This is a genomic window from uncultured Microbulbifer sp., from assembly GCF_947489355.1.
Lineage (GTDB): Bacteria > Pseudomonadota > Gammaproteobacteria > Pseudomonadales > Cellvibrionaceae > Microbulbifer.
In genome coordinates, this window is record NZ_CANLDD010000002.1 from 155,801 (window position 1) to 170,255 (window position 14,455).

14 protein-coding genes are annotated in these 14,455 nt (G+C 54.5%); 3 read left to right on the forward strand and 11 right to left on the reverse strand.

Annotated features, from left to right (window positions below; translation table 11 throughout):
• Positions 1–251: 251 nt before the first annotated feature.
• Positions 252–602 (forward strand): HPF/RaiA family ribosome-associated protein, encoded by a 351-nt coding sequence (locus Q1A48_RS02680; protein WP_299940819.1) that lies wholly within the window; start codon positions 252–254, stop codon positions 600–602.
• Positions 603–886: 284 nt separating this feature from the next.
• Here Q1A48_RS02680 and gorA read toward each other — a convergent pair whose 3' ends face one another.
• The gene (gorA, locus tag Q1A48_RS02685; RefSeq protein WP_299940821.1) at positions 887–2,245 is read right to left on the reverse strand and encodes a glutathione-disulfide reductase; all 1,359 of its coding nucleotides are present in this window, start codon (positions 2,243–2,245) and stop codon (positions 887–889) included.
• A 248-nt stretch (positions 2,246–2,493) separates the two neighbouring features.
• Here gorA and Q1A48_RS02690 point away from each other — a divergent pair, with 248 nt between their 5' ends.
• Complete coding sequence (locus tag Q1A48_RS02690) at positions 2,494–2,994, forward strand: hypothetical protein (RefSeq protein ID WP_299940823.1); 501 nt, start codon at positions 2,494–2,496, stop codon at positions 2,992–2,994.
• A gap of 147 nt (positions 2,995–3,141) precedes the next feature.
• Here the strand turns inward: Q1A48_RS02690 and Q1A48_RS02695 are convergent, their stop codons facing one another.
• The 4 genes from Q1A48_RS02695 to Q1A48_RS02710 form a co-directional block, all read right to left on the reverse strand.
• Complete coding sequence (locus Q1A48_RS02695; protein WP_299940825.1) at positions 3,142–4,293, reverse strand: YcjF family protein; 1,152 nt, start codon at positions 4,291–4,293, stop codon at positions 3,142–3,144.
• Positions 4,290–5,720: a YcjX family protein gene (locus Q1A48_RS02700; RefSeq protein ID WP_299940827.1), complete on the reverse strand. Its 1,431-nt coding sequence runs from the start codon at positions 5,718–5,720 to the stop codon at positions 4,290–4,292. Before Q1A48_RS02700 ends, Q1A48_RS02695 begins: the two co-directional genes overlap by 4 nt.
• Before the next feature lie 143 nt (positions 5,721–5,863).
• Positions 5,864–6,676 carry a DUF2807 domain-containing protein gene (locus Q1A48_RS02705; RefSeq protein WP_299940829.1) on the reverse strand — a complete coding sequence of 271 codons (813 nt, stop codon included), beginning with the start codon at positions 6,674–6,676 and terminating at the stop codon, positions 5,864–5,866.
• A gap of 311 nt (positions 6,677–6,987) precedes the next feature.
• Positions 6,988–7,410 carry an HIT family protein gene (locus Q1A48_RS02710; protein ID WP_299940832.1) on the reverse strand — a complete coding sequence of 141 codons (423 nt, stop codon included), beginning with the start codon at positions 7,408–7,410 and terminating at the stop codon, positions 6,988–6,990.
• A 336-nt stretch (positions 7,411–7,746) separates the two neighbouring features.
• Here Q1A48_RS02710 and Q1A48_RS02715 point away from each other — a divergent pair, with 336 nt between their 5' ends.
• Positions 7,747–8,106 (forward strand): hypothetical protein, encoded by a 360-nt coding sequence (locus tag Q1A48_RS02715; RefSeq protein ID WP_299940834.1) that lies wholly within the window; start codon positions 7,747–7,749, stop codon positions 8,104–8,106.
• Positions 8,107–8,198: 92 nt separating this feature from the next.
• Here Q1A48_RS02715 and Q1A48_RS02720 read toward each other — a convergent pair whose 3' ends face one another.
• The 6 genes from Q1A48_RS02720 to Q1A48_RS02745 form a co-directional block, all read right to left on the reverse strand.
• Positions 8,199–9,107 carry a DegV family protein gene (locus tag Q1A48_RS02720; RefSeq protein ID WP_299940836.1) on the reverse strand — a complete coding sequence of 303 codons (909 nt, stop codon included), beginning with the start codon at positions 9,105–9,107 and terminating at the stop codon, positions 8,199–8,201.
• A 695-nt stretch (positions 9,108–9,802) separates the two neighbouring features.
• Complete coding sequence (locus Q1A48_RS02725) at positions 9,803–11,161, reverse strand: ATP-binding protein (protein ID WP_299940838.1); 1,359 nt, start codon at positions 11,159–11,161, stop codon at positions 9,803–9,805.
• Between the two features lie 6 nt (positions 11,162–11,167).
• The gene (locus Q1A48_RS02730) at positions 11,168–11,842 is read right to left on the reverse strand and encodes a response regulator transcription factor (RefSeq protein WP_299940839.1); all 675 of its coding nucleotides are present in this window, start codon (positions 11,840–11,842) and stop codon (positions 11,168–11,170) included.
• 46 nt (positions 11,843–11,888) lie between these two features.
• The gene (locus Q1A48_RS02735) at positions 11,889–12,206 is read right to left on the reverse strand and encodes a PepSY domain-containing protein (RefSeq protein ID WP_299940841.1); all 318 of its coding nucleotides are present in this window, start codon (positions 12,204–12,206) and stop codon (positions 11,889–11,891) included.
• A gap of 64 nt (positions 12,207–12,270) precedes the next feature.
• Positions 12,271–12,828 carry a glycine zipper 2TM domain-containing protein gene (locus Q1A48_RS02740; protein WP_299940842.1) on the reverse strand — a complete coding sequence of 186 codons (558 nt, stop codon included), beginning with the start codon at positions 12,826–12,828 and terminating at the stop codon, positions 12,271–12,273.
• 191 nt (positions 12,829–13,019) lie between these two features.
• On the reverse strand, positions 13,020–14,384 hold the full coding sequence (locus Q1A48_RS02745; protein ID WP_299940845.1) for a cation:dicarboxylase symporter family transporter: 1,365 nt from the start codon (positions 14,382–14,384) through the stop codon (positions 13,020–13,022).
• Between the last annotated feature and the right edge of the window lie 71 nt (positions 14,385–14,455).

Consider the following 14,455-nt stretch of genomic DNA (forward strand, 5'->3'; position numbering starts at 1 on the left):
CCTGCGATAGCGCTTGATTTTTTTTTAGCGGAAGCATTATGAGTATCAGGGAGAAGATCGCTGGACTCAGCGGAAACCCGACCCGGACGTAAAACACCCTGGCTGCTCCATCAGCAACTTTTCGTTACGCTCCTGACGGCTCGGTGCTTCAACTGCTGCAGACTCGACCCCTCCCACCAGGGCGCCCTTCCTTCTCGTAGCAATCCGCAAAAGCGGCCTGCATGGTTTCTTTTAACCGGAGGTAATTGCCCATGAAATCAGCGCCTAACGATAACATTGTGTTCCGCGATATCGACAGATCAGCCACCCTGGCTAGCACGGTATCCAAAAAGTTACATAAGCTGGAACGTTATTGTGGCGACATCATACATAGTCGCGTAGTGCTTGAAGCCCCCCACCAACACAAGAGCAAAGGCAAACAATTCAAAGCTTCCCTTGAGCTTGCCATTAGTGGCAATCCCGTAACGATCAGCAGTGAAAGCGAATCCATTCACCGGGCAGTCAACGACACATTTGCTTCCGCAGAGCGCTGCCTAAAAGAACGCGGCGAACGCAAGAAAGCGCGGCGCCATCAACCCCTTCACGAAGCTGCTGAAGAGTAGTAAAAAGGAAGAAAGCGAGCATTTAAATGAGGCCGTGCAGATGTATGCCTCTTCTTCAGTATCAATGACCAGCCGCAGGCGGGCCACCAACCATCTCCGGCTCAGTTACTAGTCAGGCAGGAGGGAAGAATATCCCTCTGCCAGGATTGCATGAGGCATGAATGCCGATTACGAGCGTACAGGGATGTATGCGCAGCGCGTCCTGGGAGAGGGGCATTCTTTCCTTTCGCCCCGGCAGTAAATTTACAAAGGGGTGAACAACTCCAGCTCACGGGTCGCTTCACTTAGCCACTGACCGGGGAACGCATAGTGACGAATTCTTCGGCTGCAGTGGGGTGAATCCCGATCGTCTCATCGAAGATTTTTTTTGTCGCACCCGCCTTAAGGGCCACCGCCATACCCTGAATGATCTCACCGGCATCTTCGCCCACCATGTGCACACCAATGACCCTATCGGTACTGGTGTTCACAACGAGCTTCATTAGCGTTCGCTCAACATTACCGCTCATCGTATGGCGCATTGGCCGAAATTCGGACTTGTAAATAGTTACCGGAATACCCGAATCCCTGGCCTCCTCTTCTGAAAGCCCCACGGTTCCAATATTTGGCTGGCAGAAAACAGCCGTTGGAATATTATTGTAATCAATCTCAGCCGTGTTACCGGTTTGCCAGTGCTTGACCAGGGCCATGGCTTCCGCTAGTGCCACCGGTGTCAGCTGGGGCTCACCCGTGACATCGCCCAGGGCATAGATGGAATCTACACTCGTGCGAAAGTTATCATCCACTGAAATGTTACCATCCCTGTGCAAGACAACGCCCTGCTCCTCCAGGCCCAGTCCAGCCGTATTGGCCATCCGTCCGGTGGCATAGAGAACCATATCGACATTCAGGCCAGATCCATCTGCAGCATGTACGAGAAGACTGCCATCCTGCAGTTTTTCAATCGCACTGACATTGTGATTGAATTTCAGGTCCACATCTTTTTTAAAGATCTCATCGCGTACAAAATTGCGAATGTCACGATCAAAACCGCGCAGGAACAAGTCCCGGCGGTAAGAGAGGTGCGTATCCGCTCCCAGGCCCGAAAAAATGCCAGCAAACTCCACGGCGATGTAACCACCTCCAACCACAAGCACTCGCCTGGGAAACTCTGCCATGGAAAAAACTTCATTGGAGGTCAGCACAAGTTCCCGGCCTGGTATCTCCGGTACAAATGGCCACCCACCTGTCGCCACTAAAATACGTTTTGTTGTGAACGCCCACTCGTTGACAACAACGCGATAGGGATCAACGATACTTGCGCGGCCATCAAACACAGTGACGCCGGAATTTTCCAGCAGACTGCGATAGATCCCGTTGAGCCGGGCAATTTCCTTTGCGTTATTATCCCTCAACGTCGGCCAATCGAGCTCTGCGCCAGGATTTTCCCAACCGTAGGCCCTGGCATCGACAAAATCCTGGCTGTAACCACTGGCATAAACAAACAGCTTTTTGGGGACGCAACCCACATTGACACAAGTTCCACCCATGTAGCGGTCTTCCGCCACCGCCACTTTCATGCCCTGATCCGCGGCCATTCTCGCAGCGCGTACGCCACCGGAGCCTGCCCCGATTACAAAAAGATCAAATTCGTATTCTGCCAAAACAAACCTCTACCATTCGTTCAAATATTCTGCAGCTTTGTGAGCGGCAGCCGAAAAAATCTGTACTTTCAAACCAACCTGGAACAAGAATGACTTTCTATACTTAATAACCATTGACAGTCTTTCGCACTTTAGATATTCATGTGAAGACTGTCACAAAAAACAGCCCGAAAGCAAAGCCACAAATCAGACAGCCTGTTTAGCGGATAGAATAACCATCATTAAAAAAACAACTCCTGGGCAAGATCATGAACTTTCCTATTAGAGCGATTCAGCAAACCCTTGGACTATTGATCCTGTTTATTGCCAGCAGCCAGAGCTACGCCAACACCCACCCCGCCTACTTGACCAAAGACTACTGTAACAGTGTCGTGGAACAATTTATCGACTCGGGTATGCGCAGCCTGGACAAGTATATCAACGAGCACTTCAATCTTGAGTACAAAGGTGGTATCCGTAATACCGTACGGTTTCTGGAGCAGAGACTGGAATGGCTGACCGAGTGCAATGACTACCTGATGGACACCTCGAAAACCCATGTGTTCCACAGTCAGGATGACACACAGAGCATCTTCACCGCTATCAATGCCTTAGCCCAGGAGCTGCAGCATGTCCGCTCTGGTGTTGAATACCAGGACGATGCCGGAAACAACAATCCAACCCCCTTCATAAAACGTCGTTATAAAGACCTGGCCCAACTGTTAGACCGCCATCATACACGCATGTTGATGCAGAGGCAGTTTCGGTAAAGCTCCGCGGCCTGACCCCCCCAAAACCCGACCATTGTCGGGTTCATCGCCAGCGCGGATGCTTATATAGAAGCACAAGGGGGAGTTCCCACCAGTGGTGTATTCACCCTACCGAGGGGTTAGGGTTTTCCGGCGCTTCCCGGTAGCCTAACTGAGATCAAGGCCCGTTCGGGGCTCTTTCGCCGGCGCCTCGGGCACAGATTGCGCCCCATAACGGCCACGAGTAACTACCGAAAAAACCCCCGGCATGCGCTCTTTCAGGCCAGCACCAATGCTTGCTATCACCGTCGCCAATCGGGGGCCCTGCTTTCCCAAAAAAGGAACGGGCCTGCAGCCATGCAGGGTTGCCAAGCCAATACGGGCCACAAACAGGCTGGCCCCAACCCCCTGCCCCAAGCGCACGGAAATGGTTGAGAGCATACTGTCTCCAACCAGCTCGGGCCACATCTCAGAAATTGCATACTCGCTGGCGCCGCTGTAAGCCACCAGTGCCAGCACCTTTTTGAACAGGCGCCAACGCACCACCATTGATGGCCGTATACCGTAGATTTGCGCCACATCATCAATCATGCGCAGAGACTGACGCAAGGCAACAAGGATATCGACACTGGCAAAAGGGCTTAATCCAACCAGGGCCCCTGTCGTGGTAGAATGACGCACCACGCGTCTCAGCGCCTCTTGATCAAGGGCATCGAGAAAATTGGCCTCAAGATACTGCAACAATTCACTACTGTCGTAATAATCAGGGGCCTCATCCAACACCCGGTCGAGCAAAACCCCCTGGGGCTTGCCGACAAAATGCTCCCGTAACTGGCGCCGAAAAAGCTCTGCCTCTTCATGACTACGACAGTCACGCATCTGCGCGGCCATCGCTCGGCTTTTCTCAAGTTTGCGCAAGGGCCGCCCGGCTCGAAAGAATTCCCATACCGAACTGACAATGGTGGATGCGAAGGCGACGATCACCAAAGCGGCAAGAACCCCGAGGGCCCAGTGTTTGTCCACCGCCCAAGTGTACAGCTGGCGCAACTCCCAGGCCAAGGCTGCCAGCGCCAGTCCGAATGCCGACAACAACGCCGGCTTCAGCCATCTCAGGCGAAACACCGGCAGACGCAATTCGGAAAAGGCGATGCGATCCGGCAGGGATTCCCCTGTGGTAATTGATCTGGGGATCTCCTCAGACTCCTCACGCAATGCTTCCACCCGCGTTGTATCCCGCTGAGGGGTTTCCACTCCCAGTTCTTCCAATGGCTCAATTCGCGTTGTGCATCGCAGCGGCTCTTTGTTCTCGCCTTTTATCATACCTTGTCTCCCAACAGCAGATTTAGCAACGCATCCACACGAATATGCGGGATATGACCAGACGCCATACCCTGGGGTGGACGCAACTGCGGTGGCGCAGCCCCGGTATAGTGCCCCCAATCCGCCTGGTCCGCTGGCAATTGGGAAAATATTTCTGCGTTCTCAAAGCCGAGATAGCGCCCCTGCAGGTCGTGCCCTACCAGCATGCGCCGGCCACTGCGCTGATCCTCCCGGGAACAGCGCACAGCAGCAATTGCCTCACTGAAAATGGGCAGGCCGCGGTGGCGGGCTCCGCTAAAGGTCTGCTGCAGCTGCTGCCCCAGCAACTGGCGCAATGCATCGTGATCCGCTGCGAGTACCTGATCCACCTTGGTGGCTGCAAACAGCAACCGATCCACTTTTGGCCGCCACAGCCTGTTGAATCGCCCGGACTTCCCGTAGCGGAAAGTATCGGCAATCTGTGCGAACGCCAGACACATGTCGTCCAGGGCCTGCTCCCCTGCGAACAGCGTACCGATCATATCCACCAGTATCAATTGCCTGTCCAGATGACGGAAATGGCTCTCTGCGAAAGGGGCGACCTGTTCCTGCACATAGTCTTTGTAGCGTCGACGCAGGACCTGGTAATTGCTGTTGTCCGGCATTGCCGCCAACGCCTCTGCACTCAAACCACGCAGGTCGAGCAGGGGCAGCAGCCCGTAGTCCTTTTTCTCAAGCAATGCACGGCCCGGCTGCAGATAACTGAGCTTGCTTTGCGTGCGACATTTCAACAAAAATTGGCGATATTCCTCCCAGAGCACCGCCAATTGGGCCTCCTGCGCCGGGGCCTGAGGGCAGAGGGCTGCCAGCCTTGATATCAGTTGTGGCGCCAACCTGGCTCGCGAGTCGGCATTGACAATATGTGCCTGATGGCGACACCACTCCCGGTAGTCCATGCGCAGCAGTGGCAGGTCCATCAACCATTCACCGGGATAGTCACGCAGCTCCAAAATCAGGGTTTTGGTGCCCGCACCTCGAAAGCGGTGGTGGTTGCGCAGATGGATGTGCAGCTCCATTGCCGACACACCGCGGGTGCTTTGCGGCCAACGGGGTGGTTGTGACATCAAAGCATTGAGGCAACCGCCATAGTCAAACGGCGGCAGACCGGAGTCGAGGGCGGGCTTTAATTCCGCGCCGAGCAAATCACCCGTAAGCGCAGGGGCAAATCCCGGCAACTGGGCCTTTTGAGGGTGGCTGAGTTGGTAGATGAGACTGGTGAGCAAGGTTGACTTACCGGCCCCACTGAAGCCGGTAACACCAACGCAAATCCGGCGATCCATCAGCCGCTCCGCCACCCAGTGGGACTTTTCCTGCGCGCCCTGCCTCCAGCGACGCCACTTTTCCTTGAAGCGCTTGCTGCGCTTACTATCTTGATCAGCAGAGTCCACAGGATTCTCATGTGTGGACTCAGTTATCTGCAATTCCATCGGGGTGACAACTTCCCAAATCAAAACTAAAGATCTTACGTGGGTAACTCCCGCAAGAGGAGCATCGCCCCAATGGCAGCGCTTTATCGCTTGCAGGGGAGGGGTCAATCTATCAGTGCAACATCCCCGGAGCCCATAACGGAAAAGGCGTCTCGGCGCGGACGTTTCAAGACAATATCCCCAGAGCCCATCACCGAGCCGCCAGCACTGTCCGCGAGCAGACTGCGGCCAACAAAATCCCCAGACCCCATGATGCGAATAGTCACATCGGCAACCCGGCCATTGATTTGCATATCACCAGACCCTTTGATCTCGGCGGAAAGCTGCTCACCGGCGATACTGCCAATATGCAAATCACCAGAGCCGGTTAGGGAGACTTCACCGTTGATCGCCAGGGCCCTGTCCAGAATCAGGTCGCCAGAGCCAGTGACAAATGCACTCAGGGTTTCCGCTGCCGCCTTGCGGACATACACTTTGCCAGAGCCACTGACCCCCAGGTCAAGATTTTCGCCCTCAATCCTCTCTGCGCTGGCTTCACCGGAGCCGGAAACCTGTATCCCCTCAACCCGGGGCATGGTCACCGAGAACTTCACTTCCTGGTCCTGCTCCCAGGTGACAGTAACCACACCGAACCACTTCTGCCTGTTGTCCTCTACAGACAACTCCAGGGTATCCCCCTTCACCACAGCTTTAGCATAAGGCATCGCCACAGTCGGGCCTGTGGCACTCACGGCAAAATTCTCCCCCTGAATTACCTCCACATGGGAGCTGCCTTTGAGTGAAACACGGGTAAATCCATCGACATCGAAGTGCTTGGAATCCATTGCCTGGGCCTGGGCGAGAGCACTACTAAAGGCTAAATATACTGCCAACAGCGCAAACAGTGGGGCCTGCAAAGCTTTAGTCACAGTTGTCATTGCGGAGATCTCATCATTATCTGTATTACATTCTATAGACTACCCGGAAAGCCGGTTTGGATGCAGCGCCCTCTGAGCGGTATTGGAGATACTCTGACCCCGACAATCAGGAGGCTGTCAGGTTAACGCCGCACAGATACCATATCTGCCAGATGCGGATAGTGGCAGGCCCGAGCAAAACAAACCGCTCCAAACTGCTGCACTATTGCATGGGTGACAATCCTACCCCAGCTAAAAAGCCTATCGGAACCCCAGGCCCGCCGTATAGTGAGACCATCTGGTCAAAAAAGAGGAAATCGCCGAAAGCCCCACTATGCACACCCCGCCTCTGCGCAACCCAGCTCAAGCAACGCTGCGCGGATTTTCCCGGCCTCGGAAGCCAGCTGCTCGGGGGTAGCGGGCTCTTGTAAAGAGAAATCAAGATCCGCCAGTTGATCAACAGGAATCAGATGCAAATGAGTATGGGGTACCTCCAGTCCGGCAATCATCATTCCCACCCGCTTGGGCGAGTAAACGGCCTTCTGGCCTTTGGCGACTTTTTGTGCGACCAATATCAAGTGCGCGGCAAGATCGGCCGGCATATCATCCCAATGATCAATTTCCTCCACCGGAATCACCAAACAATGCCCGGGTTTAATCGGGGAAATGGTCATAATTGCAACAGCTCTATCATCGCGCCAGAGGAAATGTCCCGGTAAATCCCCATTGATAATTTGAGTAAAAATACTTGCCATCAATCATTCCACCCCGTTGAAAATGTGTAATTGGTTCAATCGTGCAGTCTAATCATGAGAGAATAAAACACAATGTAAAGTGACAGAAAATCTACAAGTAAACACCGATACTCTATTTGGCGTGCTTAAAAACAAAATCCGGAACAACCTGTCGAACAGAATGACAATTTTCTTTAGGCAAGTTGGCATACCCGGGGAATATGTCTTAGGCTCCTCACCAATTACAACCTTACTGCCAATGAGCCGGCGTACTTTGTGCACGAATCGTTACCACGCTCTTTTTTGGCTCAGTACAAATTTATATTTCAGTACTAAATGCTCGCCGGGGGGGGAGACATGGACAGCCTGTTGGATCAGGTCGGTGGTGCTCAATTTGTCAACCACACAGTCAGTGAATTCTACCAGGCCATAGGCCGCCAGCTTACCAGCTACGAGATCGGCGAACACCGCAAACAGCTGAACCGGCAAGCCCGGTTCCTCAGCCACGCGCTCTCTATCCAGCCCGAGCCAGATCGCAGCAGCCGTGCAAGCTTCCTCGCCAAGGGGCTGAATCCCGCACTGTTTGATGCGCTATTGGAGTACCTCGAAGCGCGCTTGCTGGAACTGGGATTTTCCTGGCAACTGAGTAGCCACCTTGTTGAGACTGCCAGCCGTTTATACGGCGGTTGCGAGCAGGACCTTTCTATCGCCTGTTGACTGTTCGGGCACGCAATAGGAATTGCCACCTGCACGCTCGCGCTATCTCTATAGGCAGCGCGATTTTTTGCAAAAGTACGTTTGCGCTTAAGTCAGGGATTCTCGGCAGCCAACGCCATAGCCACAGTGCCCGGCCCGAGATTGATACCGCCGGAAAGACTCATCATGGATTTATACACCTTGACCTTGTGCTCCGCGGCAACCTTCAGCAGAGCTTCAAAGCCTTGAATTCTATCAAGATCCTGTAGCTTGCCAGCAATACTCACCATCAGAGTCGGAACGACCAACTCTCCTGCACGGATTTTGTTAACTGCGATCTGAAACAAAGTTTCGGTGCAGCGCGCATAGCCCTGCACTATATCTGTGACGGTACTGCCCTCGTGATGAATAGAGAGGATGGGATGCAGTTTGAGCAATCCGGAAACCTTGGCCTTAAGCCAACTGATGTTGTTTTCATTTTTACTGCGCGCACGCTCACGCACATAGTAGACATCCCTGATTGCCGCATAACCGTGAACTTTGCGGCGAAAGCGCTCCACCTGTACCCGCACCTGCTCGCCAGTTAGCCCGCGCTTGATGAGCGACAGTGTATAGAGTGCCAGCAACCCCTGTCCGCTAAAGAGCGTATGAGAATCGATGGTATGTACCCGCACATCCTCGTTGCCGGGGAGACCGCACAACGTATCTGCAGCGGCAACCGCATTCTGGTAGGTTGGGCTGTTAGCGCTATTAATGGTTTGCACCACAATATCGCGGTGCCCATCCCGCACCAGACCATTCAAGAGCCGCTCAATCTCAGCAAAAGGTGCTGGTCCCGTGATAATCTGGTGCGAGCGGTCCACCAGTGACAAGGTATAGAAGTGGGCCATCTGGGCCGGGTTGCGTCGATCATCAAATGTGTCTTTGCCAACACTCACGGTATGGGGCAATACCGGAATGGAAAACTTACGCAAAAAATCATCTGGCAGGTCGCAGCCAGAATCTATGACTAACTGAACCATAAAATGCTCTGCAAGAAAATGTTTGTTATCTTTTGCCTGTTATGGCTGCCAACTTGAACACCAGCCGGCCGGAACAGGATAAACTGATCCGGATATACTGCAAAATCACCAACTACAGTGGGTGTCTCCACCCCGCAAGCCAACAGCCTAACGCCAGCCTTTTGACTTGTCACCCTTGCCTTTAAAAAATGACTGGCGCAACAATGTGAAGCTGCCTGTATTTCAAGGGTTCGCACCAGAGTTCCAATTGCGCCCGCTACGAAGGAAAGTGTCAAAGACAATATACAAACCTAAATGGTACCCGTGGCCCAGGTATCAAAACGCATCCCCTTTGAACTACACCCTGCGCATTCAATAGCGGGCATCAGTAAGACCTGCTGACAGTACCCGCTTAAGCGCCGTACCTAAACATTTTGGATCGCAGATGGGTAGCCCCGAACAATAAGCAGCCAAGTAGTTTATTCGCCACAGGTGATCTCTTTGTATCTGTTACTCCCGGGCCGGAAGAATACCCTCTCCCAGGACGCGCTGAGAATACAATCCTGTACGCTCGCAATCGGCATCCATGCCTAATACGATCCTGGGAGAACGGTATTCTTCTCTCCTGCCTTACTGGTATGGTAGGGAAACCGCACAGAAGCTGAAACACCATCCTGGTGCCACGGCACAGTGCACATTTTTATTTTGCGTGGATGCTAAAGTGTTATGGTAATTTCTGTACCTCCGCAAGAAAGTGGCTCTACACTGATGTGCCCCTGGTAGCTTTCAGCAATGTCCACCACCACGGCAAGGCCGATCCCCTGTCCAGGCTGCTGCTGATCGGCACGCACGCCGCGCTGGGTAACTGCCTGCCAGGTTTCGCGATCAAGCCCAGGTCCATTATCAGCGACACGGATCATCAGGTTGCGTCCGCCGGGCATCTGTTCGACATGTACGTCAACCCGGCCATTGCCGTACTTGTAGGCGTTATCAAGCAGGTTGCCGAGCAACTCCATGAGATCCCCCTCATCACCGTAAAACAGCGCCTCCTCGCTGCAGTGACTGCGTACCTCACTGGGTTTGTTGCGGTATACTTTTTCCAGCGCATCCAGAATTTTGTGCATCAGTGGTGCTACCGGGATACCGCGCAAAATAGACTTCGGTGAACTGGTCACCGCGCGCTGCAGTTGGTAGTTGATAATACTGTCCATACGGTGCACTTGATCGGTCAAGGTATTGAATGCGGGCTGTGAATCGCCACTTAAGCGCAATCCTTTCAATACCGCCAATGGGGTTTTCAAACTGTGTGCCAGATCCGCCAGGGTGTGACGGGTTTTTTCCCGCTGGCGACGCTCATTTTCAATCAACAGGTTTAGATTATCGGTGAGAGGGCGCAATTCCCGCGGGAAGTTGCCCTCCAGTCGGTCGCTGCCACCGCGCTGTATTTCCCGCAGTGCATGCGCAACTACCCGCAACGGTGCAAACCCCCAGCGCAGCACAAGCCACTGGGCCAGAGTCAATAGCAATGCACACACGCCCAGCCAGCGCCAAATGATAGAGCGGAACTGGTCGACCTGCGCCTGCAGAGGCCCGGCATCTTCCAGTACAACAAAGGTAAACGGGTACTCATTTTCCAGTCCCCAGGCCACACCCTGGCGAAAGCTGCTGTAATTTGCAACATCGCCGGGCAGAGCAACTGTCATATAAGACTGCTGCCCCTGAGATAGGGGGTAGAATTTCAGCTCCGGCATCGCCAGGGCCGATTCAGAACGCCAAACAATCTGCCCTTCGCCATCGACTACCGCGCCTACCAAACCGGAATCCGGCTGGTTAAAGCGCTGCTCGGGCAGCTCCGGAGGCAACAGCAGGCTGTCGCCCTCCGGTTCCGCTAACGCCAGTAACGTGTAGATATAGAGCTGCAATTCCCGCTGCTTCGCTTCATCCAGAGAAGTGCGGTAGGCGTGCTCCAGTACCCCGGAGATCAACAGTACAAAGCCCACCAGTACCAGGCTGGTGACCAGCGCCAGGCGGCCCTTGAGGGAATTCGACCAGGGAGCAATCACGCGTATCGGCATCCGGACTTATCGGGGCACAACAAAGCGATAGCCGCGCCCGCGCAGAGTTTCAATGGGCTTGCACTGGGCTGTAGCAGCTATTTTCTTGCGCAAGCGTCCAATAAACACCTCGATCACATTGCTGTCACGATCGCAATCCTGCTCGTAAATATGTTCGGTCAGGGTGGTTTTGGAAACCACCTCATCAGGGTGCAGTATCAGGTATTCAAGCACCTTGTACTCAAAAGAGGTCAACTCCAGCTCCACACCGTTGGCCACCACTCGCTGGGAACTGGTGTCCAGACTTATAGGACCGGCTTTGATGGTGGGGGAGGAAAAACCCGCTGAACGACGTACCAGCGCATTGAGACGGGCCAACAGCTCTTCTGTATGAAAGGGCTTTACCAGGTAGTCATCGCCGCCGGCCTCCAGCCCGGCCACCCGCTCCTGCCAGTGGCCACGGGCGGTTAGAATCAATATGGGGAAGTGCTTCTCTTCACTGCGCAAGCTCTGTATCACCTGGATACCGTCCATTTTCGGCAGGCCCAGGTCCATCACCGCAATATCATAGGGATACTCACGGCCCAGATAGAGCGCCTCCTCTCCATCGGGGGCCTCATCCACGGTGTAGCCCGCATCGCGCAGCGATTGCGCCAGTTGCTGTCTGAGCAGTGCTTCGTCTTCGACTAAAAGTGCGCGCATTTGCTTTCCCTTTGTGCTGCTGGTCTGAAGTGGTTGCTGAAGGCGTTTATCGGGAGATACGCCCGCTTTGCTTGTCCACATAGACCACATAAACCTGACTCTTATCCGACAACCCCTTTACACGGTACACCGCCTGTCCATTTTTACGGGTTTCAGAGATTGCCAGTATTTTGCCGCCATAGCGCCGTTTCACCAGGGAGGCGGCCGCCTCGCGGGAGATCTCCCCCCCCTGTACATAACGGTATTCAGGTTTGTACGCTTCCCTTTCAGAAATCGGCAAACCGCGCACAGAGGCGGAACACAACCCGGGAAACAGGGCAAAAATAAGAAAAAAAGTGCGTAAAAAAGCGCTGCTAGGTTTCACGATGCGGCTCCTGTGGATATCCAGATTTCCACCTTTGGCTGTCTGCGGCCGCTCTCGCTTTGACTCAAGGCGCCGGCGAGACAACGACACGAACCCGGATTCTATCTCCGGGGTGGTGATCGGTGCGGGTCAGATACGCCCGGTCATTATACCGATAGCGCACATCGTATCCGACCAGTTCCCTACGCGTCGTGAATTCATCCACAACCCCGCAGCGGGATTCCGTAGTGTAGTAAACCGGGGCGCTGGTACGACTGATCTGGTTGCCAACCAAAGCGCCCACCACTGCCCCCGCCACTGTGGCACCGCCGCGGTGGTGATAACGACCCTGGCGGCGGCCGCCCAGATTGTTGCCAATGGCCGCGCCGATCAAACCGCCGACAAGGGTACCGGCGGGGGACACGGGCTCACGGTAGGCTACCTGTTCCTCGCGGCATTGGGTGCGCGGTGTGCGTACCTGAATATCGGTATAGATGGGGATGACTTCTGTAACCGGTGCAAAATCGTAGATATCGGCATCATAGGAACCCGCATAGCCCCCCGGCCCCGCTTTGACAGAAATACTGAAACTCAATAGTGTCACAATGGCCGCACCGGCCATAAGCTGTTTAAAGCATTGCACAATCAATCTCCCGCTGTTCATCAACGGGGGCCAGATTAAGCAAATCGGCCTGAATAGACGCTGAATTACACCGGGGCAGGCAACGAATATCCAGCTTTCCAAAATCCCCGCGCACCAGATACCGAATTAGCTGTTGGAACAGCCTTCTCAACAATCGGTTGACCACCCAGCCGATGTGCTGCACGGATCAGTTACCCTTCCACCACCTCTGCTCCGGGCACCTCATCCCCCAGCCAACGCTGGGTCAGTGTGCCCGCTGTGATCGCGCCATTTACATTGAGTGCCGTTCGCGCCATATCGATCAGGGGCTCCACGGATATCAACAGCGCGGCGATGGTCACCGGTAAACCCATTGCAGGCAGAACCACCAGAGCGGCAAAAGTGGCACCGCCGCCCACTCCGGCAATACCAAAGGAGCTGATTACCACCACGGCAATGAGCGTGCCCAACCACAGGGGATTCCAGACATCGATCCCCAGTGGTACGGCTACCATGGCAGCCAGCATCGCCGGATAAATTCCCGCGCAGCCGTTCTGACCTATGGTCGCGCCAAAGGATGCGGAGAAATTGGCGATTGCAGGGGAGTTGCGCAACTGATCCACCTGGGTTTCCACATTGAGCGGGATAGTGGCGGCACTGGAGCGAGAGCTGAAAGCGAATACCAGCACCGGCCACACTTTGGCAAAGTAGTGCAGCGGGTTAACACCGTTGATCCATAACAACAAGCCATGCACCAGGAACATCAAGCCGATCGCGCAGAAGGAAGCCAGTACAAAGCCGAGCAAGTTGACAATATCGCCCCAACTGGATTTGGCAATCAGCCCGGCCACCAGGGCCATTACACCATAGGGTGTGAGGGCCATGACCAGGCGCACCAGTTTCATCACCCAAACCTGTGCGACATGCGCAAAGCCCTCTATGGCCGCCCCTTCTCGCGGGAACTCGCGGCGCACCGCCAGCGCAGCAAGCCCCAGTAGCACCGCAAAAATAACCACCGCAATCACCGAAGTGGAACGGGCTCCGGTCAAGTCCTGAAAAATATTTCGCGGGATAAACGAGGCGATAATCTCCGGGATTGAGAGGTCACTCACCCGCCCGAAGCGCTCATTGAGTACCTCAACCCGCGCAGCCTCACGACTGCCCTCAACCAGACCGGCTGCGGACAATCCGAACAGCTCAGCCATAGCCACGCCAATCAACCCTGCCACCGCCGTTGTGCCCAGCAACACCGCCAGCACGGAAACACTGATTTTGCCCAATGCCTGGGTGTGACTCACCTTCACCACTGCCACCAGAATAGAGGTAAGCACCAGGGGCATCACCAGCATATACAGCAAATTCACATAACCGTCTCCCAACATCTCTATCCAGGGCAGAACCTCCCCGGGCACGGCTCCCCAACCCCGTGACAACTGCAGCGTTGCTCCGAACACTGCACCGAGGAGCAGCCCGGCAAAGACCGCCGGTGCGAGAGAACTTGTTCCCCTGTGCCAACGGTGCAAGGCGTATAACAAAACCGCAAAGAAAAACAGCAGAGCGAAGGAGCTGATATGCATGATCTATGAATCCCACCCCGGGCAAACTGGAAAGTGGCGGCATGCTATCAGTGATGCGCCAAAGCCCTATA

Coding starts and splice junctions, on each gene's coding strand:
- Q1A48_RS02680 (WP_299940819.1), top strand. CDS start 252: ATGAAATCAGCGCCTAACGATAACATTGTGTTCCGCGATATCGACAGA.
- Q1A48_RS02690 (WP_299940823.1), top strand. CDS start 2,494: ATGAACTTTCCTATTAGAGCGATTCAGCAAACCCTTGGACTATTGATC.
- Q1A48_RS02695 (WP_299940825.1), bottom strand. CDS start 4,293: ATGATAAAAGGCGAGAACAAAGAGCCGCTGCGATGCACAACGCGAATT.
- Q1A48_RS02705 (WP_299940829.1), bottom strand. CDS start 6,676: ATGACAACTGTGACTAAAGCTTTGCAGGCCCCACTGTTTGCGCTGTTG.
- Q1A48_RS02710 (WP_299940832.1), bottom strand. CDS start 7,410: ATGGCAAGTATTTTTACTCAAATTATCAATGGGGATTTACCGGGACAT.
- Q1A48_RS02715 (WP_299940834.1), top strand. CDS start 7,747: ATGGACAGCCTGTTGGATCAGGTCGGTGGTGCTCAATTTGTCAACCAC.
- Q1A48_RS02720 (WP_299940836.1), bottom strand. CDS start 9,107: ATGGTTCAGTTAGTCATAGATTCTGGCTGCGACCTGCCAGATGATTTT.
- Q1A48_RS02725 (WP_299940838.1), bottom strand. CDS start 11,161: ATGCCGATACGCGTGATTGCTCCCTGGTCGAATTCCCTCAAGGGCCGC.
- Q1A48_RS02730 (WP_299940839.1), bottom strand. CDS start 11,842: ATGCGCGCACTTTTAGTCGAAGACGAAGCACTGCTCAGACAGCAACTG.
- Q1A48_RS02745 (WP_299940845.1), bottom strand. CDS start 14,384: ATGCATATCAGCTCCTTCGCTCTGCTGTTTTTCTTTGCGGTTTTGTTA.